Source organism: Paenimyroides aestuarii, assembly GCF_024628805.1.
Taxonomy (GTDB): Bacteria; Bacteroidota; Bacteroidia; order Flavobacteriales; family Flavobacteriaceae; genus Flavobacterium; species Flavobacterium aestuarii_A.
Map to the genome: position 1 here is coordinate 2,847,408 of NZ_CP102382.1, position 20,432 is coordinate 2,867,839.

Annotated in this window: 22 protein-coding genes; 14 read left to right on the forward strand and 8 right to left on the reverse strand. The window is 34.9% G+C overall.

Going from position 1 to position 20,432, the window contains the following annotated elements; all coding sequences use genetic code 11:
• Window positions 1-52 precede the first annotated feature (52 nt).
• The 12 genes from NPX36_RS13740 (at window position 53) to NPX36_RS13795 (ending at window position 11,405) form a co-directional block, all read left to right on the forward strand.
• Window positions 53-661, forward strand: a complete 609-nt coding sequence (locus NPX36_RS13740) for a flavin reductase family protein (RefSeq protein ID WP_257499299.1) — start codon at window positions 53-55, stop codon at window positions 659-661.
• A complete protein-coding gene (locus NPX36_RS13745; protein ID WP_257499300.1) occupies window positions 658-2,949 on the forward strand; it encodes an oxidoreductase in 2,292 nt (763 codons plus the stop codon). The genes NPX36_RS13740 and NPX36_RS13745 overlap by 4 nt, the downstream gene beginning before the upstream one ends.
• Before the next feature lie 66 nt (window positions 2,950-3,015).
• A complete protein-coding gene (locus NPX36_RS13750) occupies window positions 3,016-4,596 on the forward strand; it encodes an AMP-binding protein (RefSeq protein WP_257499301.1) in 1,581 nt (526 codons plus the stop codon).
• 32 nt (window positions 4,597-4,628) lie between these two features.
• On the forward strand, window positions 4,629-5,126 hold the full coding sequence (locus tag NPX36_RS13755) for a hypothetical protein (RefSeq protein ID WP_257499302.1): 498 nt from the start codon (window positions 4,629-4,631) through the stop codon (window positions 5,124-5,126).
• Complete coding sequence (locus tag NPX36_RS13760) at window positions 5,123-5,542, forward strand: acyl-CoA thioesterase (protein ID WP_257499303.1); 420 nt, start codon at window positions 5,123-5,125, stop codon at window positions 5,540-5,542. Before NPX36_RS13755 ends, NPX36_RS13760 begins: the two co-directional genes overlap by 4 nt.
• Window positions 5,543-5,547: 5 nt before the next feature.
• Window positions 5,548-6,114: a hypothetical protein gene (locus tag NPX36_RS13765; RefSeq protein WP_257499304.1), complete on the forward strand. Its 567-nt coding sequence runs from the start codon at window positions 5,548-5,550 to the stop codon at window positions 6,112-6,114.
• Between the two features lie 3 nt (window positions 6,115-6,117).
• The gene (locus tag NPX36_RS13770; RefSeq protein ID WP_257499305.1) at window positions 6,118-6,588 is read left to right on the forward strand and encodes a DUF1572 domain-containing protein; all 471 of its coding nucleotides are present in this window, start codon (window positions 6,118-6,120) and stop codon (window positions 6,586-6,588) included.
• A 63-nt stretch (window positions 6,589-6,651) separates the two neighbouring features.
• A complete protein-coding gene (locus tag NPX36_RS13775; protein WP_257499306.1) occupies window positions 6,652-7,020 on the forward strand; it encodes a DUF1304 domain-containing protein in 369 nt (122 codons plus the stop codon).
• A 10-nt stretch (window positions 7,021-7,030) separates the two neighbouring features.
• Complete coding sequence (locus tag NPX36_RS13780) at window positions 7,031-7,996, forward strand: carbon-nitrogen hydrolase family protein (protein ID WP_257499307.1); 966 nt, start codon at window positions 7,031-7,033, stop codon at window positions 7,994-7,996.
• A gap of 427 nt (window positions 7,997-8,423) precedes the next feature.
• Window positions 8,424-9,536, forward strand: coding sequence for a cupin domain-containing protein (locus NPX36_RS13785; RefSeq protein WP_257499308.1), 1,113 nt, complete (start codon window positions 8,424-8,426; stop codon window positions 9,534-9,536).
• 69 nt (window positions 9,537-9,605) lie between these two features.
• Window positions 9,606-10,520, forward strand: coding sequence for a fumarylacetoacetate hydrolase family protein (locus NPX36_RS13790; protein ID WP_257499309.1), 915 nt, complete (start codon window positions 9,606-9,608; stop codon window positions 10,518-10,520).
• Between the two features lie 135 nt (window positions 10,521-10,655).
• Window positions 10,656-11,405, forward strand: coding sequence for a maleate cis-trans isomerase family protein (locus tag NPX36_RS13795; protein WP_317618264.1), 750 nt, complete (start codon window positions 10,656-10,658; stop codon window positions 11,403-11,405).
• A gap of 83 nt (window positions 11,406-11,488) precedes the next feature.
• Here the strand turns inward: NPX36_RS13795 and NPX36_RS13800 are convergent, their stop codons facing one another.
• The 8 genes from NPX36_RS13800 to dapA form a co-directional block, all read right to left on the reverse strand.
• Window positions 11,489-12,121 carry a matrixin family metalloprotease gene (locus tag NPX36_RS13800; RefSeq protein WP_257499310.1) on the reverse strand — a complete coding sequence of 211 codons (633 nt, stop codon included), beginning with the start codon at window positions 12,119-12,121 and terminating at the stop codon, window positions 11,489-11,491.
• Window positions 12,122-12,126: 5 nt separating this feature from the next.
• Window positions 12,127-13,779, reverse strand: a complete 1,653-nt coding sequence (recN, locus tag NPX36_RS13805; protein ID WP_257499311.1) for a DNA repair protein RecN — start codon at window positions 13,777-13,779, stop codon at window positions 12,127-12,129.
• Window positions 13,780-13,790: 11 nt separating this feature from the next.
• Window positions 13,791-14,678, reverse strand: a complete 888-nt coding sequence (gene porD, locus NPX36_RS13810) for a type IX secretion system protein PorD (RefSeq protein ID WP_257499312.1) — start codon at window positions 14,676-14,678, stop codon at window positions 13,791-13,793.
• Window positions 14,668-15,876, reverse strand: a complete 1,209-nt coding sequence (coaBC, locus tag NPX36_RS13815; RefSeq protein ID WP_257499313.1) for a bifunctional phosphopantothenoylcysteine decarboxylase/phosphopantothenate--cysteine ligase CoaBC — start codon at window positions 15,874-15,876, stop codon at window positions 14,668-14,670. Before coaBC ends, porD begins: the two co-directional genes overlap by 11 nt.
• A gap of 7 nt (window positions 15,877-15,883) precedes the next feature.
• On the reverse strand, window positions 15,884-16,192 hold the full coding sequence (locus tag NPX36_RS13820) for a DNA-directed RNA polymerase subunit omega (RefSeq protein WP_257499314.1): 309 nt from the start codon (window positions 16,190-16,192) through the stop codon (window positions 15,884-15,886).
• 4 nt (window positions 16,193-16,196) lie between these two features.
• The gene (locus NPX36_RS13825) at window positions 16,197-17,006 is read right to left on the reverse strand and encodes an outer membrane protein assembly factor BamD (protein ID WP_257499315.1); all 810 of its coding nucleotides are present in this window, start codon (window positions 17,004-17,006) and stop codon (window positions 16,197-16,199) included.
• Window positions 17,007-17,160: 154 nt separating this feature from the next.
• Window positions 17,161-17,670, reverse strand: a complete 510-nt coding sequence (locus NPX36_RS13830; protein WP_257499316.1) for a ferritin — start codon at window positions 17,668-17,670, stop codon at window positions 17,161-17,163.
• 17 nt (window positions 17,671-17,687) lie between these two features.
• On the reverse strand, window positions 17,688-18,563 hold the full coding sequence (gene dapA / locus NPX36_RS13835) for a 4-hydroxy-tetrahydrodipicolinate synthase (protein WP_257499317.1): 876 nt from the start codon (window positions 18,561-18,563) through the stop codon (window positions 17,688-17,690).
• Between the two features lie 103 nt (window positions 18,564-18,666).
• On the opposite strand from dapA, the gene NPX36_RS13840 reads away from it, so the two are divergent.
• A complete protein-coding gene (locus tag NPX36_RS13840; RefSeq protein ID WP_257499318.1) occupies window positions 18,667-19,446 on the forward strand; it encodes a 5'-nucleotidase C-terminal domain-containing protein in 780 nt (259 codons plus the stop codon).
• Window positions 19,446-20,357, forward strand: coding sequence for a bifunctional metallophosphatase/5'-nucleotidase (locus NPX36_RS13845; protein WP_257499319.1), 912 nt, complete (start codon window positions 19,446-19,448; stop codon window positions 20,355-20,357). Before NPX36_RS13840 ends, NPX36_RS13845 begins: the two co-directional genes overlap by 1 nt.
• Window positions 20,358-20,432: the final 75 nt, after the last annotated feature.

The following is a 20,432-nucleotide window of genomic DNA, read 5'->3' on the forward strand; positions in this document are numbered from 1 at the left end:
AGATACAAACTTTTTAATTATTTTTTGTTTAATTTGTGTAAACGATAATTTTATGCAAATTTCAATAAAAGAAACCGATTCAGGAATACTTTACAAATTACTCACAGGTTTGGTTATTCCGCGCCCTATTGGCTGGATTTCTACTGTTGATCAAAACGGTGTAAATAATCTTGCGCCTTTTTCTTTTTTTAATGTAGTGGGTGAAGATCCGCCGCATGTAATGTTTTCAACCGTTCGCACAGGTAACAAAAACAAAGACACATTAAACAATGTTTTGAAAAACAAGCAGTTTGTGGTGAATTTAGTTACCGAAGATTTGGTGGAACAAATGAATACTACTTCAAACGCAGTTGATCGCACAATTGATGAATTTCAGTTAGCAAACCTTACACCCATTTCGAGCGAGTTGATTGAACCAAAGCGTGTTGCCGAAGCCAAAGCGCATTTTGAATGCGAAATGGTACATCATTATTTTTTGGAAGATCACAAAAATGGCGGTGCATGCGTAGTGATTGGTAAAGTGTTGATGATGCACATTGCCGATGAAATTCTGCTTGAAAATTACCGAATTAATTTAGATAAATACCAACCTGTTGCCCGTTTAGCCGGATCAAATTACAGCAAACTGGGCGAAACTTTCTCTATAAAACGAAATCTATGAAAATAACGGTTATAGGCGGTGGTCCAGGCGGACTCTACTTTTCAATTTTAACCAAAAAGGCAATGCCCAATTGGGAAATTAATGTTTATGAACGCAACAAACCCGATGACAGTTTTGGTTTTGGAGTGGTTTTTTCCGATGAAACGTTGGGCGAATTTTTGAAACGCGATATGGAGTCATACGAACTAATTCGCAGCAAATTTGCTTATTGGGACGATATTATTGTGGCGCGCGACGGAAAAGAGGTAAGCATTGCCGGCAACGGATTTTGTGGCTGTTCGCGCAAAACGTTGCTTAAATTATTGCATCAACGCTGTGAAGAAGAAGGCGTGAAACTGCATTTTGAACAAAACGTTGATGATCTTTCTCAGTTCAAAGATTCAGACATCATTGTGGCTTCAGACGGAATTGGCAGCGGAATTCGCACCCAGTTTCAAAATGAATTTGGAACAAATATTCAATTAAAATCCAATCGATTTGTTTGGATGGGTTCCACCAAACCGCTTGATGCTTTTACATACTTTTTTAAATCAACTCCTTATGGAATGATCGTTGCCCATACCTATCAATACGAAGAAGGAATGAGCACTTGGATTTTTGAATGTACTAATGAAACGTGGGAAAAGCTTCAGTTCGAAGTGGAAAATGAAGCGGATACCGTTTCCAAGCTTTCTGAAATTTTTAAGGAGGAGTTAGACGGTCATCCGCTGATAACCAACAAATCGCATTGGCGACAATTTCCGCACGTCACCAATAAAAATTGGCACCACAATAACATTGTTTTGTTAGGTGATGCAAAAGCAACGGCGCATTTCTCCATCGGTTCGGGTACCAAATTGGCAATGGACTGTGCGATTGGTTTGTTTGATGCGTTGATGGCAAATCCAGATAATGTTCAAAATACGTTTCTGCAATACGAGAAAACGCGCAGAAATCCTGTAGAAATGATTCAATATGCTGCATTGGTTTCTTTAGATTGGTTTGAAAATATGAATCGATACAAAAAATATCCGTTCTATCAATTCTCTTTCGGATGCATGACGCGTTCTAAGAAAGTAACTTATGAAAACCTGCGATTAAGAGATCAATCATACACCGATAAAGTTCTTCAGGAATTCAATCAAATCAATAAAAACAACACCTACGCTGCCGCATTTTCTACTTTTGAATTGCGTGGTTTAGAGCTTTCAAACAGAATTGCTATGAGTTCTATGGGGCAATATTCAGCAAACCACGGTTTAGTAAATAACTGGCATTTTCAGCACTACACTTCTCGAGCAATTGGCGGTTTAGGTTTGATTATTACCGAAATGACGGCTGTTGATGCAAATGGAAGAATTACACTCGGTTGTGCCGGAATTTATAATGAAGAACAAGTTGCAGCATGGAAAAAAACAACCGATTTTATTCATGAACATACAGCAACAAAAATCGGGATTCAATTGGGGCATTCCGGCAGAAAAGGTGCTGTGAAAAAACCTTGGGAAGGTACAAACAAGCCAATTGATAATGCGTGGGAATTACTTTCGGCATCGGCAATTGCTTTTAACGATAAAATGCCGGTTCCAAAAGAAATGAATGCAACAGATATGCAAAACGTAATCAATCAATTTGCAAATGCGGCTAAAAATGCAGAAAAAGCAGGTTTTGATATGATTGAATTGCAAGCACATCACGGCTTTTTATTGGCATCCTTTTTATCGCCCTTAACCAATAACAGAACCGATGAATTTGGCGGATCTGTTGAAAATCGATTAAAATTTCCATTACAGGTTTTTAATGCTGTTCGAGAGAATTTTCCTACAGAAAAACCAATATCTGTCCGTATTTCAGCAACTGATTTGGCTGCAAACGGCATTTCGCAAGAAGATGTTCTTTGCATCGCTTCGGAATTTAAGAAAGTAGGTGCCGATATCATAAATGTATCTACAGGAAATACGGTTGAAAATCAGAACCCAAAAACAGGCAGAATGTGGCAAGTTCCTTTCTCTGATATGATTAGAAATGAAGCAGAAATTGCTACAATTACAGCTGGAAGTATTACCGATATCGATCAAATCAACACCATTATTTTAAATGGAAAAGCCGATTTGGTTGCTCTTGGAAAACCCTTACTATTAGATCCTTATTTTGTTAGAAAAGCAGAGGCTTACGAGCAAATACATGTCACCGATATTCCAAATCCATATCAAAAAGGAATAGAAAATTTATACAGTTCAACAGTTTCCGATAGAAAACAAACCGAACGCATGAAGAAGGCTTTGAAGCCTAAGAGTAATAAAAAGTAACATTTCATATTTAACTTTGACAGAGTTTAAAACTCTGTCAAAGTTAGAGTTAAGAAATTATAAAACATGAAAGACAATTTTGCTCAAAATAATTTACCTGAACCAAATTTTCAACCCGATTATTTGTTTTTGGATTTACCACAATTCAAACGACCGCAAATGTTGAATTGTGTTCAAAGGCTTTTAGACGATCACATTGCAAACGGAAAAGGTTCAAACGTATGTTTAAAAACATTTGAAGAAACATGGACGTATAATGATTTGTTTGAAAAAGCAAACCAAATTGCGCATGTTTTGGTTGATGATTTAGGATTGCAACCTGGCAATCGGGTGTTGCTTCGTTCGTGTAACAACCCCATGATGGTTGCGTGTTGGTTTGCCATTTTAAAAGCGGGCGGAATTGTAGTTGCCACCATGCCTTTATTGCGATCAAAAGAACTAAAAACCTTGATTGACTGTGCCGAAATTTCGCACGCTATTTGTGACAGTTCGCTGGCAGATGAAATGAATTTAGTGGAATCTGCTTTTTTAAAATCGGTTGCTTTTTACAGAAATGGTTCGATTGATGAATTGATGCAATCGAAACCAAAAACATTTCAAAACTATAATACCAAAGCAGAAGATGTGGCTATCATCGGATTTACATCTGGAACAACCGGAAATCCAAAGATGACGGCGCATTTCCATAAAGATTTATTGAATATTTGCGAGGCTTTTCCAAATTATTCACTGCAACCAACCGAAAAAGATATCTTCACGGGAAGTCCGCCCATTGGTTTCACCTTTGGTTTGGGCGGTTTGGTTTTGTTTCCGATGTATTTTGGTGCAAGTTCTTTTTTAATCGAAAAACCAAGTCCGGATGCACTTTTAGAGGCCATTCAAAACGAGAAAATCACCATTTGTTTTACGGCTCCAACTGCTTGGCGTATTTTAACTGAAAAATCAAAAGATTACGATTTGTCCAGTTTGCGTAGATGTGTGTCTGCTGGTGAAACACTTCCTTTAAAAATTTGGGAAGATTGGTACAATACAACCGGTTTAAAAATCATCGATGGCATTGGTGCTACCGAAATGCTTCATATCTTTATCTCATCGAATCAAGAAAATATGAAACCCGGAGCAACCGGAATTGCAATTACAGGTTACGAAGCGAAAATCATCGATGAAAACGGAAATGATGTGCCGCATAATATGCCCGGCAAATTGGCTGTTCGAGGAATTACCGGCTGTAAATATTTGAATCGACTTGAAAAACAACAACAATATGTTGAAAACGGTTGGAATATTACCGGCGATATTTTTAAGCAAGATGAAGATGGTTATTTTTGGTTTGTGGCTCGTGGCGACGATATGATTATTTCATCGGGCTACAACATTGCAGCGATTGAAGTGGAAAGTGTGCTTTTGATGCACCATGAAATTTTAGAATGTGCCGTTGTGGGCTTACCCGATGAAGAGCGTGGCATGTTGGTTTGCGCGAATATCGTTTTAAAAAATCAGGCAAATGCTTCAACAGAACTAGCAAAAAGCATTCAAAACTGGTTTAAAGAAAATGCCGCACCTTATAAATATCCGCGGATTATTAACTTCGTGGAATATTTGCCTAAAACCGAAACAGGTAAAATTCAGCGTTTTAAGTTGAAGTAAGAATTAAGATTTTAGATTAAAGTATTAAGATAATGAAACATTTAATAAATATATTGTTCTTTTTTATTTTAATGATTTCTGATAACGCTTTTGCGTGTGATTGTTATTCGCAAAAAAGTTTTTTAGAGGTTGTACCAAAATCAGATTTTGTTGCATTAGTAAAAGTTGAAAAATACCTGTCCTTTAAAGATATTTACAACAAAAAAACAGCAATGTCTATGGAAGTTGAGATTATTGACATTTATAAAGGTAATGAAAAAAGAAAAAAAGTCATAGTTTGGGGAGATATAGGATATTTATGCAGACCATATCTTTCACTTTTTGAAGAAGGAAAATACTATGTAATTGCTTTTGAAAAAGGCTCAGAAGGCTCGGGAAAATTTGGTCACAAAGATGAAAAAATAACTGATTATGCTATTTCAATTTGTGGTGAATATTGGTTAAAAGCAGATTTAAAAAAACAAAAAGCGCTTGGTTTTATAAATAAAAATAAAATTAGACTAAAAGATTTAAAAGATAAAATAAAATGAACTATTTTATAAAAGAAGAACAAATACGTTTTAGACATACTGATTTTGCAGGAATTGTTTTTTATCCACGATTTCTGGAAATGTTGAACGATTTAGTGGAAGATTGGTTTGATGAAGCTTTAGACCGACCTTTTTCTAAAATACATGAAACCAATGGAATTCCGACGGTTGATTTAAAGATTCAGTTTAAAAATGCAGCCCGAATTGGCGAAATACTAACCAAAAAATTGTGGGTGAAAGAATTAAAAAGTTCATCGGTAGTTTGCGGTTTTCAATTTATCAATCAGCAAGATAAAACGGTTTTAGAAGGCGAAGTAACCTTGGTAAACGTTGCTATTGCCGAAGACAGAAAAACGATTAAAGCCGAAGCTTTTAATGAAGAAGTGAAAGCGAAAATTGAAAAATACAAGTTGTAATAATAATGAAAAAAATATTTTTAATAATTCCAATACTATTTTTAAGCTGTAATTCGAATTTGAATACAGAAGATCAAATTATTGAATTATCTAAACTTCAACTAACTGAAAATAATCAACTAATAAAAAGTTTAAACGAAAATTTAGATGATAAAATTAAAAATTCAATTGATTTAATCCATCATAATCAAATAAAAAAATGTGATAGTTTATCTAAAGAATATTTCAATTATTTACAAACTGTTGAAAACGAAGTAAATCAAAAAGGCTTTGAAGTTTTTTTCGATGGTGATAAATATTCTAAGTATGGTAAAGAATACATTTCCCAATCAGAAAAGTACATAAAAGGCATAGAAAGTATCACGCAATCAAAAAGTATATTAGAGCGAATTAATATTATATTTAGTACGAAATATGTTACGAATGAAGATGGCTTCAATATTAACTACCTTGATTATTACTTTAAGGGATTTCCTAAAAGCCAATCAACTGCTTTTATTAATGATAAAAGAAAAGAAATATTGACTTTTGAAAATGAATTGATTGATGAATTAATCATAAAAAGTAAATAAATTATGAATATTTCTATTCAAATAGCCAATCGTTTTCGAGAAGTAATTCTCAATGGAACTTGGATTGCGAATACCAATTTTAAAAATCAGTTGGCTGGTTTAGACTGGCAAATGGCAACAAAAAAAGTAGATTCGTTAAACACCATTGCCGATTTGGCGCAGCATATTCATTATTATATTTCTGGCGTGCTGAATGTTTTTAATGGAGGAACATTAGATATAAAAGATCAATTTAGTTTTGATTTTCCTGAAATAACTGCTCAAGAACAGTGGAATCATTTCTTGAATAAATTCTGGAATGATGCTGAAATTTTTGCTCTTAAAGTAGAAAAAATGAGCGATGAAAAATTAGATTCGGTTTTTGTTGATGAAAAATACGGAAGCTATCGAAGAAACATCGAAGCCATGATTGAACACAGTTATTACCATTTAGGACAAATTGTCCTTATCAAGAAAATGCAATTAAAAGATTAATTAAGTTGAAGTCTTCTACAGATGTCTTAATTCTTAATACTTGAATCTTAATACAATATCATTATGGAAATAGTATCAAAAATACTCATTGCTTTGGTGGCCTTAGAACATTTATACATTATGTATTTCGAAATGTTTGCTTGGGAAACAATTGGCAAACGAACCTTTAAATCAATACCCGAAAACCTTTTTAAACCAACAAAAGGTTTAGCGGCAAACCAAGGTTTATACAACGGTTTTTTAGCTGCTGGGTTAATTTGGTCTTTGCTTATTTGCAACAAAGAATGGTCTGTTAATATTAGTATTTTCTTTTTGTGTTGCGTTATTATTGCTGGGGTTTACGGAGCAATTACTGCATCAAAAAGAATATTTTTTGTACAAGCATTACCGGCTATTTTAGCACTGATTGCTGTACTTTTTCAAAAACATTAAAACAATAATTATGGAATTTAAAAAATTTAAAGCAGCAACGGTTCAAACCGCACCTGTTTTTCTTAATGTAGATAAAACAATTGATAAAGCCATTTCATTTGTAAAAGAAGCACATGAAAACGGAGCGAAATTAATTGCTTTTCCCGAAGTTTTTATTGCCGGATACCCTTATTGGAATTGGATCATGACGCCGGTACAAGGCAGTAAATGGTATGAAGAATTGTATAAAAATTCAGTTGCTGTGAACGATGCATCTATGCAGAAGTTGTATAAGGCAGCAAAAGATTTCGACATGAATATTGTCATCGGAATCAATGAACGCGGAGACAGTTTTGGCGAAATTTACAACACCAATTTAATTATTGATAATAACGGATTGCTCATTGGCAGACACAGAAAACTGGTTCCTACATGGGCAGAAAAATTAACATGGACATCGGGCGATGGCTCTTCGTTAAAAGTATATCCTACCGAAGTAGGACCAATCGGAACATTGGCTTGTGGCGAAAACACCAACACTTTGGCGCGGTTTACATTGCTTTCTCAAGGCGAATTGATCCACATAGCCAATTATATTTCATTGCCAGTTGCCCCACCTGATTACGATATGGCAGAAGCCATTAAAATTCGTGCTGCAGCGCATTCGTTTGAAGGAAAATTGTTTACCATTGTTTCATGTTCTACTATTTCACAGGAAATTAAAGACGCATTGCGAACAGATGTGCCAAATGTTGATGAATTGTTAGATAGAAAAAGTTCGGCTTTTTCTGGTTTTATTGGACCCAACGGAGCAGTAATCGGGAATCCTTTAATTGATGAAGAAGGAATTATTTATGCAGATATTGACCTTTCTAAATGTATCCAACCAAAACAAATGCACGATATTTTAGGGCATTACAACCGCTTTGATATTTTTGATTTACGAGTGAATATTGCTCCAACTAGGAAGATTACATTTGTAGATAAAAAAGACTAATTTTGACTAAAGTCTATATTTAAAAGTCATTTAATTCCTCCAAATAAATCTGGAGGCAATTTAAAACTGATTAAAAATTTTAATCTTTAAATATCATGTGTATTTTTGATATAACAAATAGATTTCAATTTTCAAAGCTTAAATTAACACAAGTTTTGAATTGACACAGGTTTCAACCTGTGGTTTACGAAAATAATATAATATTAATGGCTTTAGCCAAGTTAAAAGACCATTTATAAAAGTTTACATACATTTTGTTTAGAGTACTAAAAACATAAATCTTTTTCTTAAATGTTGATAAAATAAGAAATTATATAAAAAATTAAGAGGTTCATCATTCAAAAAAATCTTTTCAAGAAGAATATCGAGCTAATTGAAAAATTTGAATTTAAAGAATTTAATGATAAAACCAACTAAAATATAAAAAATGGAAACAAACAACTATTCAGACGATCAATATGGAAGAGCACGAGTGGAAGACACGCCCGAATTAAAAGCCTATTATAAAGAATTAGAAACATTAGGTGCTGGTGCGCTATGGACAGTAGCCAATGATATTGAACCTTGGGAACCACGAAGTTCGTCGGTGCCTATGCTCTGGAAATATGAAGATTTAAGGCATTTAGTTTTAAAATCTTCCGAATTAGTTACTCCAGAACAAGCAGGAAGGCGTGTTGTATATTTAGTAAACGACAAACGCCGTGATGTAAGTGCGGCGGTTGGTTGGCTCTACACAGGAATTCAAGTCACACGCCCCGGGGAATTTACCTCAGCACATCGTCACAAAGCTTCGGCATTAAGATTTATTATGGAAGGCGAAGGCGGTTATACGGTTGTTGACGGAAATAAAATCATGCTAGAAGTCAATGATTTTGTGATTACACCCAATTCCACTTGGCACGAGCACGGCGTTGAAGAAGGTGGAAAAACCTGTATTTGGCAAGATGGGTTGGATATTCCTCTTGTAAATGCTTTGGAAGCCAATGATTACGCGGTTTATGACGGCACCCAACCACTCACAGCACCAATTAATCAATCGCCAATGACTTATAGCGGTTCTGGGTTAATTCCTCCCGATAAAGAATGGAACAAATCCTATTCGCCTTTATTCAAATATTCATGGAAAACCGTTTATCCGGCACTTTTAGAAGCAGAAAAAGTAAACAATGTAAATAGTTTCGATGGAATTATTATGCAATACAGCAATCCGCTTACAGGTGGCCACGTTATGCAAACCATGGGAGCTTCTATCCAATTGCTGCCAAAAGGTTTTAAGGGAAAAGCGCACAAACACACGGGGTCATTCGTTTATCAATGTGCCAAAGGAAAAGGCTTCACCATTATCAACGGTAAACGTTTCGATTGGAAAGAACGCGATATTTTCTGCGTACCAAGTTGGGCATGGCATGAACACCATAATTTATCAGATACCGAAGATGCTTGTTTGTTTTCGTTTAACGATTTACCTGTTATTGAAAGTTTAGGTTTGTATCAATCAAGAGAATTAGAGGAAAATAATGGGCATCAAAAAATTCAATAACAAAATCAAAAATCAATTTCAAAAAACTTAATGAACCTTAATTTCTTAATGGTTTAAATTTATAAAAAAATGAAACTACTTACATACAAAACACAAGACAGCGAATCGCGATTAGGATTTATTCACAACAATATGGTTGTTGATATGGAAGATTTTGGTGGAATTTCGAATTTTCCGCTACCAAATGATATGTTGGAATTAATTGATATGGGATACGAAGTGATCGAAGAAATCTCCAATTTAATCGAGGATACACGATTGGTTGATTTTGAAAATATTTCATTGACCTTAAACGAAGTCCAAATATTAGCTCCGATTGAAAAACCTCGTAAAAATATTATCGGGATTGGTTTAAACTATACCGAACATGTTGCAGAAAGTGCCCGAAGCCTTGATACTACAGGAAAATTACCTGCAAAACCAATTATATTTTCTAAACCACCAACCACGGTTACAGCTACTAATACCGAAATCATCAAAAACACCAAGTTGACTTCGCAATTAGACTGGGAATGTGAATTGGGTGTAATTATTTCTAAAAAAGGAAAATATGTTTCAAAAGCTGATGCTCTGGATTATGTTTTTGGATATACGGTAATTAATGATATTTCGGCACGCGATTGTCGCCGAGAAGGACAATGGATTGTTTCAAAAGGACAAGATACGTTTGCACCAATGGGACCATTTTTGGTTACAAAAGACGAAATTGAAAATCCACACAACTTGAATTTATCGTTGAAAGTAAACGGCATTGAAAAACAAAATTCAAATACGAAATTCATGTTATTCAACATCAACGATTTGATTGAAGATTTAAGTACTGTTTTCACTTTAGAACCTGGCGATATCATTGCCACAGGAACTCCAGCAGGCGTTGGTGCCGGTAGAAATCCACAAGAATGGTTGCACGATGGCGATGTGGTTGAAGCAACTGTGGAAGGCATTGGAACGATTGTGAATACGGTTAAAGAAATTTCAAAATAAACAGTCAACCGCGTTAGGGATTGCAGTGGAAATCCTTTAAAACGTTAGCTTTTGTAAAAAAGCAAACGTTTTAAAGATTGAAACGAAAAGCCCGACCCGCCTTAGCGGGGAACGCCCAAAATATAGAAAGTAAAAATGAAAAAATATAGAATCGGACAAATAGTTCCATCAAGTAACATTACCATGGAAACCGAAATTCCGGCAATATTCAAGGCGCGCGAAACTATTTTACCTGAACGTTTTACGTTTCACAGCAGCCGCATGCGCATGAAAAAAGTGACCAAAGAAGAGTTGGAAGCTATGGATGCGATGAGTTTAAAATGTGCGTTGGAACTTTCGGATGCACAAGTTGATGTGATGGGTTATGCGTGTTTGGTGGCGATTATGAGTATGGGCCGCGGGTATCATTGCGTTTCTGAAGTAAATCTGCATCAGGAAACTGTTGCTAATGGTTTTCCTACGCCTATTGTTACTTCTGCGGGTGCATTGATTAACGGCTTGAATGTTTTGGGTGCCAAAACGGTTTCGGTGATTACGCCGTATATGCGTCCGTTGACCGATATGGTGGTTGATTATATTGAACATCAAGGGTTTAAAGTGAAAGAAAGCATTGCTTTGGAAATCCCTGATAATTTAGAAGTTGCGGCTCAAAATCCGTTGAATTTGTTGGATATTTACAAACAATTGGATTTAACCGGAGTGGATGTTTTGGTAGCATCGGCTTGTGTGCAGATGCCGTCGTTAGAAGCAATTGACCAAATTGAACAAGAAATTGGTATTCCAGTAACATCGGCTGCTGTTTGCACAACTTATGAAATGATGAAAAAGTTGGGGATTGAAGCGAAATCGACTATTGGTGGTGCTTTATTGAAAGGAAATTATTAAGGTTAGGCCTGCAAGGTCTTAACGACTTTGTGGGTTTGCAATATTTTTTGATACCTACAAGGTTTTTAAAACCTTGCAGGTATTTAATGAAAGTTTATTTTCCTTGCGCAATCAGTACAAAGTTTTAATTCTGCGTTATCAATGGTTTTTACACTTTCCACGGCATCGGTCATCACACACTTTTTGTTCGGGCAATGTGGCAACCCAAGGTTATGTCCAAATTCGTGAACTGTAACTTTTTTTAATCTGTTAAAATAAACAGTTTTGTTTGTACTCTTTATTCGAAATGTAGAAACAACGCAGCTTTTTCCGGGGCAATATGCCAAACCCATTATGCCCCAATCTTTATATTTGTATTCTGGCTTTTTGATGTTTCCTGATACATCTTTTTTAGTAACTGAAATATCTTTTGAAGTCAATCCTAAAACATAATCAATATTACTGCTAATTTCTTTCTGTTGAAATTTAATAATACTGTCGGCTCGGTATCGGGGTGATTTTATATTTATAAATGCTTCCGGATATAATTTTTGTTTATGAGAAATTACTGTTTTAACTCCGTAAAACTTTTGTAAAATCGACGCTACTGTATCTACTTGACTTTTTGGAAATGCTTCATATTGTTTAAGTAAAACGGTTGTTTCAGGTGTAACAGTGGTAGTTTTCTTACAACTTATAAGCAACAAGAAGCTTAAAACGAAAAGGCAAAACTTCATAGCTATTAGTTAAGCAATTGTTTTGCGTGTTGCAAAGCTGCATCGGTAATAGTGTTCCCAGAAAGCATCTGTGCAATTTCATGAATACGTTCTTCGGTACTCAACAATTTTATGGTTGACGTGGTTTGTTGGTCTTCATCGAATTTGGCAACTTTAAAATGCTGGTTTCCTTTTGATGCAACTTGCGGTAAATGCGTTATGGCAAAAATTTGCATGTGTTTGCCCATATCCTTCATGATATTTCCCATTTTATCGGCAACATCTCCCGAAACTCCGGTATCAATTTCATCGAAAATAATCGTTGGTAAGTTACTTTTTACGGCTAATATCGATTTTACGGCAAGCATAATTCTAGAAAGCTCACCGCCCGATGCTGTTTTTTTCAACAAACCAAATTGCATGCCTTTGTTTGCAGAAAACAACCAATTCACATCGTCTTTTCCGTTGCTTAGAAAAGCTTCACCAGGCGTTAATTGAATGTTAAACTGCGCATTTGGCATACCCAATGGTGCAATAAGATTACTTATTTCGCTACTTAATTGCGGCAAAACGGCTGTTCGGTTTTGGTGCAGCTGTTCTGCTAAATTATTTAGCTTAATTTCGGTTTCTTGTAACAATTTTTCTAAGGTGTTTATTTGCTCATCTATTGCTTCTAAACCGGCTACTTTTTGTGAAAGTTCGTCTTGAATATTAAGTAAATCTTCAATTGTTGAAACATTGTGCTTTTTTTGCAATTGATAAATCAATTGTAATTTTTGATTGATTAATTCTAATTGTTGTGGATCGGCAATAAGTTGTTGCAATTCCGTTTGTAATTCATCAGAAATATCTTCCAACTCAATAAAACTGCTTTCTAAACGCTGATACAGATTTTCGTATTTGGTACTGATTTGTGCCAACTTCTGTATGTGCGATTTTACTTCGTACAACTGTTTGGTTACTCCAAATTCTTCGTTTGATAAAACCGCGTAACCTTGTTCTAAAAATCCGCCGACTTTTTCTACATTCGCCAATACTTCAAACTGACTTTCTAATTCTTCTTGTTCCCCACTTTTTAAATTTGCTTGGGTTAATTCATCAAGTAAAAATGCATTATAATCTTGCTCTTTGGTAACCTGCGACTGCTGTTCTTTTAAAAGATGTAATTGTTGTTGTTGCTTTTTAAAATGTTGCAAATGATGTTGGTAATCTTTTAGTAGATTTCCATTATTGGCATAAACATCAATTAAATTTAACTGATATTTTTCACTGAAAAGATCTTGTGTTTGGTGTTGTGTATGAATATCAATTAACACATTTCCCAATTGCTGTAAGTTTTGTAATGTGGTAGGAACATCGTTTACAAAAGCTCTTGATTTACCCGACGGAAGAATTTCCCGTCTTACAATAGTATCTTTTTCGTAATCTAAATCCAATTCTGAAAACAAACTTTGCAACTGATACGATGCGATATTAAAATGTGCTTCGATGACGCATTTTTCATCTGCATTTCTTAAAACGTTTAAATCGGCACGTTTTCCAAGCACCAAACCCAATGCATCAAGCAAAATAGATTTTCCGGCACCTGTTTCTCCTGTGATGATGGTAAGATTGTTTGCAAATTGAACCGATGCGTGTGTGATTAACGCGTAGTTTCTAATTGATAAGTGTGTTAACATTTATAGTTGGTTTACATGCGGTTCCACTTGGTTCCGTTTGTAGAATTTATGCGTGTTAAAGTTTCAATTAATTGGGTGGTATCAAAAGTAGGTCCAGCGCCAAAAACTTTTGTAATCTCGTCGGCTTTTGCATCAAAGAAAATTCGGGTTGTTAAAGCATTTGGACGGGTTTTGTGCGTATTTGCTAAAATATTTATAGCGTTTGCAATACCTTTTTTACCTTGTTCTGGATTTTCTGCCATGATATCCAACCCTTTAATATGGTATTCGTATAAGGCTTCTCGGTAAGGTGCATATAAGTTTGAAAGCAAATCGTTTATTAAAGCATAGCGATTGTTTTGTTCGCCCATTGTCCAGCCTTTGTCTTCGGTTTGTTGCAGCATTGCCACTACATTTGAAGCCTTTTGATAATTAGCTGTTCCGCCGTATAAGGAAAACGAATCAGCATCTAATCCGATGATTAAATTGGCATAATAGGTTAGCAAACCAACCAAATTGGAACTGATGGCATTTTCTGAATATACCAATGGTTCAAATTCTAAATAATTAAAAGTGATGAATTTATCGCTAAAATTAAAAAGAGTGGTTCCGTAGCCTGAATTATAAACTGGTCGCGATGACTGAATTTGTAAAGTGCCTGTGAAAGCATTGGTATTGGGGTCATAACTATTTACAACCAAAAGCACGTTGCAATCAATTAATTCCGATCTCTTTACGTTGTAATTGGTGAATTTATTATTGTTAAAAAAATCGCGGATAGCATTTTGTAAGGTACTAAAAACCTGCTTATTCGATTGTTGAATTCGATCAGCATTTACCACCACATTTGCATTTAACTCTTGTGCAGCTGCATTTGTACCAACAAGCAATACAAGAAAAAGAACAATTTTATTCAGCATAATTTTTAACAATTTGGTCTATAATATCTTTTGCCACCGCTTCTTTGGATTTTAATTCCTGAGGAAAGATATTAAAATCTTTGTCTATAAAGGTAACTTTATTTGTTGGTTTTCCAAAGCCTGCGCCGTGATCATTTAACGAATTTAATACAATTAAATCTAAATTTTTCTTTTTTAGTTTGCCTTTTGCATATTCTATTTCGTTTTCGGTTTCCAATGCAAAACCAACTAAAAATTGCTGTTTCTTTACAGCACCTAACGAAGCTAAAATATCTGGGTTTTTTTCTAAAACAATGGTGATTTCTTCATCGCTTTTTTTAATTTTTTGCGATGCTATGGTTTTAGGACGATAATCTGCAATTGCTGCTGCACCAATCACAATATCAGCAGTTTGAAATGCTTCATGACACGCTTGATACATATCGTTTGCAGAAACAACGTGCTTCACTTGAACAGCCGGATTGTTAGTTTTTAGCGAAGTGGGTCCAGTGATTAATAACACTTCTGCTCCGCGTTTGGCAGCTTCATTGGCTATATCAAACCCCATTTTTCCAGTGGAATGATTTCCTATAAAACGTACCGGGTCTATTGGTTCGTATGTGGGACCTGCTGTAATTAAAACTTTTTTTCCTTTTAAATCTGGAGTAGTATCTTTCAAAAAGAAGTCGGAAATTTTTTGCAGCATTTCTTCGGGCTCGGCCATTCTTCCTTTTCCTACCAATCCCGAGGCTAATTCGCCAAATCCGGCTTCAATCTCTATGTTTCCGTAACTTTTTAATATATGGATATTTTGCTGATTAGCTGGATGTTGAAACATATCTAAATCCATCGCCGGAGCAAAAAACACCGGACATTTTGCAGATAAATAAGTGGCTAACAATAAATTATCGCACAAACCGTTTGCCATTTTCGCCAAAGTATTTGCTGTGGCGGGCGCTATAATCATTAAATCGGCCCATAACCCCAATTCTACATGGTTGGTCCATTCACCAAAATCTTTTTCAAATTCAGAATATACGGGGCGTTTAGATAATGTAGCTAAGGTTAATGGTGTAATAAAAGCACAAGAAGCAGGTGACATGATTACTTGAACCTCTGCACCTGCTTTTATTAATAATCGTACAAAACTTGCCGTTTTATAAGCGGCAATACCACCTGAAATTCCCAGAATAATTTTTTTACCGCTTATGTGTTGCATTTTTTGCTTACTCTTTAAAAGTTATATCGCCTTTTAACCACTCTTCTACTGCTAATGCATGTGGTTTTGGTAGCTTTTCGTAGTATTTAGAAACTTCGATTTGTTCTTTGTTTTCAAAAACTTCGTCTAAACTATCATTGTAAGTAGCAAATTCATCTAACTTATCAATCAGTTCTTTCTTAATTTCGGTATTGATTTGGTTGGCTCTTTTTGCAATAATTGTAATCGCCTCGTAAATATTACCAGTTGGTTTTTCAATTTCGGCTTTGTTATAGGTAATGGTATTTACCGCAGCATTTGTTTTCTTCAAGTCCATTTTCTTATTTTGTTGAAAATTGTTTTAATTCTTTTTTTAGACGAACAAGCATTTGGTCTGCTTCTTCTTTATATTTTGTATCAGGTGCGTATGAAATTAAATCATCGTGCAAACTGATTGCATTTTTTAAACGCTCTTCCATTTTAGAGTACACACTGTTTAGTGCTAATTTATAAGCCGAGTCGAATTTATAAAATAATGCATCGGTTTTGTACACAGTTCCGGGATAATCTAGCAAAAAGTTGTCTAAAGCAACTATTGCAGCATTGTAATCGCGTGTGTAATCGCCAATTTTATTGTACAAACGTGCCGATTCAAATGCCTTACGCTCTATTTTTTCGTTCAACTCGCGCATTTTAGTATTGGCATCTTCTTTATACGAAGATTCTGGATATGCTGCTAAAAAGGTTTCAAATTTCTTTATTCCTTCATAGGTTGCGTGTTGATCCAATGAATATACTTCTGACAATTGATAGGCCGACATGGCTTCTAAGTACATTGTTTCTTCACGGTTGGGACTGGTGATATAAACCAAATTAAACTTTTGAAACATGGGTTTAGCGGCTTCCCATTTTCTTGCATTGTAAAACGACTTACTAAATTTATAATACATTGATTGAAAATTAGGAGCCCAACTTTCTTTTGCTTCGATTTGTTCGTATAATCGAATAGCTTGTTTGTATTTTCCTTTTTCGTATAACTGGTCGGCAACTTCGTTTTTATAAGCGGTATCATCAACCTTTAAAGCTTTCTGAAGCGGTGAACAGCTTGCAAATACTAATGCTGTGAAAATGATATACGAAATTTTTCTCATAAATTGGTGTTGTTTATACAAAAGCTATATGTTTTATAGCAAACGCAAAGTTACTACTTATCTTGTTAATGAACAATATCTTTTTTAAATAAAAAAAGACACCCTAAAATAAGGCATCTTTTTTGGTATTTAAACTTAACGATTCGTTAAATTATTAAACCGTTTGGTCATTTTGTTGCGGAAAGTTTTTTATATCATTATCAAATAGATATAAACCTCCTTTATCATCACCAATTAGGTTGATTTTATCTAAAATAGTGCGTGCGGTTGCTTCTTCTTCTATTTGTTCTGCCACATACCATTGCAAGAAATTATGCGTGGCATAATCCCGTTCTTGAAGAGATATGTGCACTAATTCATTGATGCTTTTTGAAACAAAAACTTCGTGTTCAAATAATTGTTTAAAAAGAGTTCTAAACGAAGAATGATCTAAACTTGGTTGTTCCACCCTTGGTATTAAAGCCTCGCCGCCTCGTTGATTAATGTATTTAATCAATTTAAGCATATGTAAGCGTTCTTCATCAGACTGTGCATACATAAAAGTGGCAATACCTTCAAAACCTTGAATTTCTGCCCAAGATGCCATTGCTAGATATATTTGCGAAGAATCGCCTTCGATTTTTACTTGATTGTTTAAAGCTGTTTGTAAATCTTTGGATAACATAGTTTTTACTTTTTAGGTTAAAATTTTTTAAGATAATCTGCCAAACGATTTGATAAATCTTGGTTTACATTTACCAAAGGTAAACGTACATAGTTTTCACATAAATTCAAATGTTTGAACAATTCTTTTACACCACCTGGGTTTCCTTGTTCAAAAATCATATTGATGGCATCGGTTAACTTGTAGTGCGTTTTGTAAGCTTCGTCCACGTTTCGATTTAAACCTAAACGCACCATTTGTGAAAATTCTTTTGGAAAAGCTTCGCCAATTACAGAAATCACACCTGCGCCACCTGCTAAAACCATAGGTAAGGTAATGATATCATCGCCCGAAATTACAAGAAAGTCATTCGGTGTGTTGCGGATTAATTCCATGGCTTGCACCATATCGCCTGCTGCTTCTTTTATTCCAATAATGTTTTTAAAATCGGTTGCCAAGCGAACCACCGTTGCTGGAAGCATATTGCTACCGGTTCTTCCGGGTACATTGTAAACAATGATGGGTAGCGGTGATTTTTCGGCAATCATTTTAAAGTGCTGGTAAATACCTTCCTGCGTTGGTTTGTTGTAATAAGGCGAAACCGATAAAATGGCATCAAATCCTTTTAAGTTATCCGCATTTAATTGGTTTACAATGTCTGCAGTATTGTTGCCACCAACACCCAAAACCAAAGGCAATTTTCCGTTATTTGCATCGATAATGGTTTGTTTTACCAACGCTTTTTCTTCTTTGGTTAATGTAGCGGTTTCGGCAGTTGTTCCCAACACCACTAAATACTCCACACCACCATCAATATTGTATTGTACAATTTTTTTTAGTGCTTCAACATCAACCGATAAATCTTGTTTAAAAGGCGTAATTAAAGCAACACCTGTACCTATGAATGCTTTCATTTTTATAAATTAGTAATTAAATATAAACTAAATGAAACAAGTTACAAATTATTCGTTGTAATTTTGTTTACCAACAAAGTTAACCATTTTCATTAAAATAAACATGAAATATAGAAACTTACCCAAACAATATTTTTATCTGTTTTTTGTAAGTATTGCTGCACTTTTAGCTACAAACTGTGCATCAAAAAAATATGTAAATACAAATATTGCTACGAAATATATTGAATTGAACGATACTGTTGAGGGAAACATTACCGTTGAAAATTTTCTAAAACCGTATCGAAATCATATCCAAAATGATTTATCGAAAGTTTTGGCATATAATCCAAATGATTTAGATAAAGCTGCTGGAAAATGGCAAAACCCAATGACTAATTTTTATGCCGATGCCATTTTTGAAATTGCACAACCTGTTTTTGAAAAAAAATGGAATAAAAAAATCGACTTTTGCTTACTGAATTATGGTGGAATTAGAGCAACTATTGCCAAAGGAAATATCACCACTCGAACAGCTTATGACATTATGCCTTTTGAAAACAGCGCAGTGGTTTTAGCTTTAAAAGGCGATGTGGTTTTTGAAATGGCACAATTCATTATTGCCAATAAAACAGCACATCCTTTAAGCGGAATTGAAATCGTTGTTGATCAAAATCAGTTGGTTAAAGATCTAAAAATCAACAATGAATCAATCGACAAAAACAAAAGCTATTTTGTGGTAACCAATGATTATCTGGCAAAAGGCGGCGATAAAATGGATTTTCTTTTAAAAGCAACCGAAAATCATTCATTAGATTATAAATTGCGCAACATGTTTATTGCGTATTTCACAAAGATTGACACATTGAATCCTTCTGTAAAACCAAGAATAATTTTTGAATAATGAAACGTCGCGATTTTATCATACAAACAGCAGCTGCAACAACTTTAACCCTTACCGGTTTTGGATTGAGAAGCTTTTCATTGGCAAAAACCAAACGTATCACCATTTTGCATACCAACGATACCCACAGCCATTTGGATGTTTTCCCAGCTAGCGATGCCAAATTTGCCAATCAGGGTGGCGCAGCAAAGCGGGCAACGATTTTTAACAAGATAAAGGCCGAAAATCCCAACACACTTATTTTTGATGCAGGCGATATGTTTCAGGGAACGCCCTATTTTAATTATTATGGTGGTGAATTGGAAATAAAAATCATGAATATGTTGCAATATGATGCCGCAACTATTGGCAATCATGAGTTTGACAACGGTGTGAACAGTTTAGCCGAGCAAATTTCGAAAGCTGATTTCACGGTTTTAAACGCCAATTACGACTTCACTAACACACTAATGAATGGATTTACAAAACCTTACAAAATTTTCATGAAAGATGGAATTAAAATTGGTGTGTTTGGTTTGGGAATTAAATTGGAAGGTTTGGTGAATAAAAGCGAATATGGGGAAACTGTTTGGAACAATCCCATAGAAATTGCGCAAGATGTATCCCGAATTTTAAAAGATGATTTAAAGTGCGATTTAATCATTTGTTTGTCGCATTTAGGCTATCAATACAGCAGTAAATCTCAAATGATTTCTGATTTGGATTTAGCCGCACAAACCAAAAATATCGATTTAATTATTGGCGGACACACCCACACTTTTCTCGAAAAGCCTACTGTTGTAATTAATGCCGAAGGAAAAGAAGTAATTGTAAACCAAGTTGGCTGTTATGGCGTTCGCGTGGGGCAAATCGATTTTTACTTTGATGAATTAAAAAACAAGTCAACCACCGCAAGGGTTATAAAGGTGTGATTTCACAAAACAAAAAAACGTTCGGAAATTCGAACGTTTTGTGTTTTTTTTTACTAATTCAAATAATACTCTTAC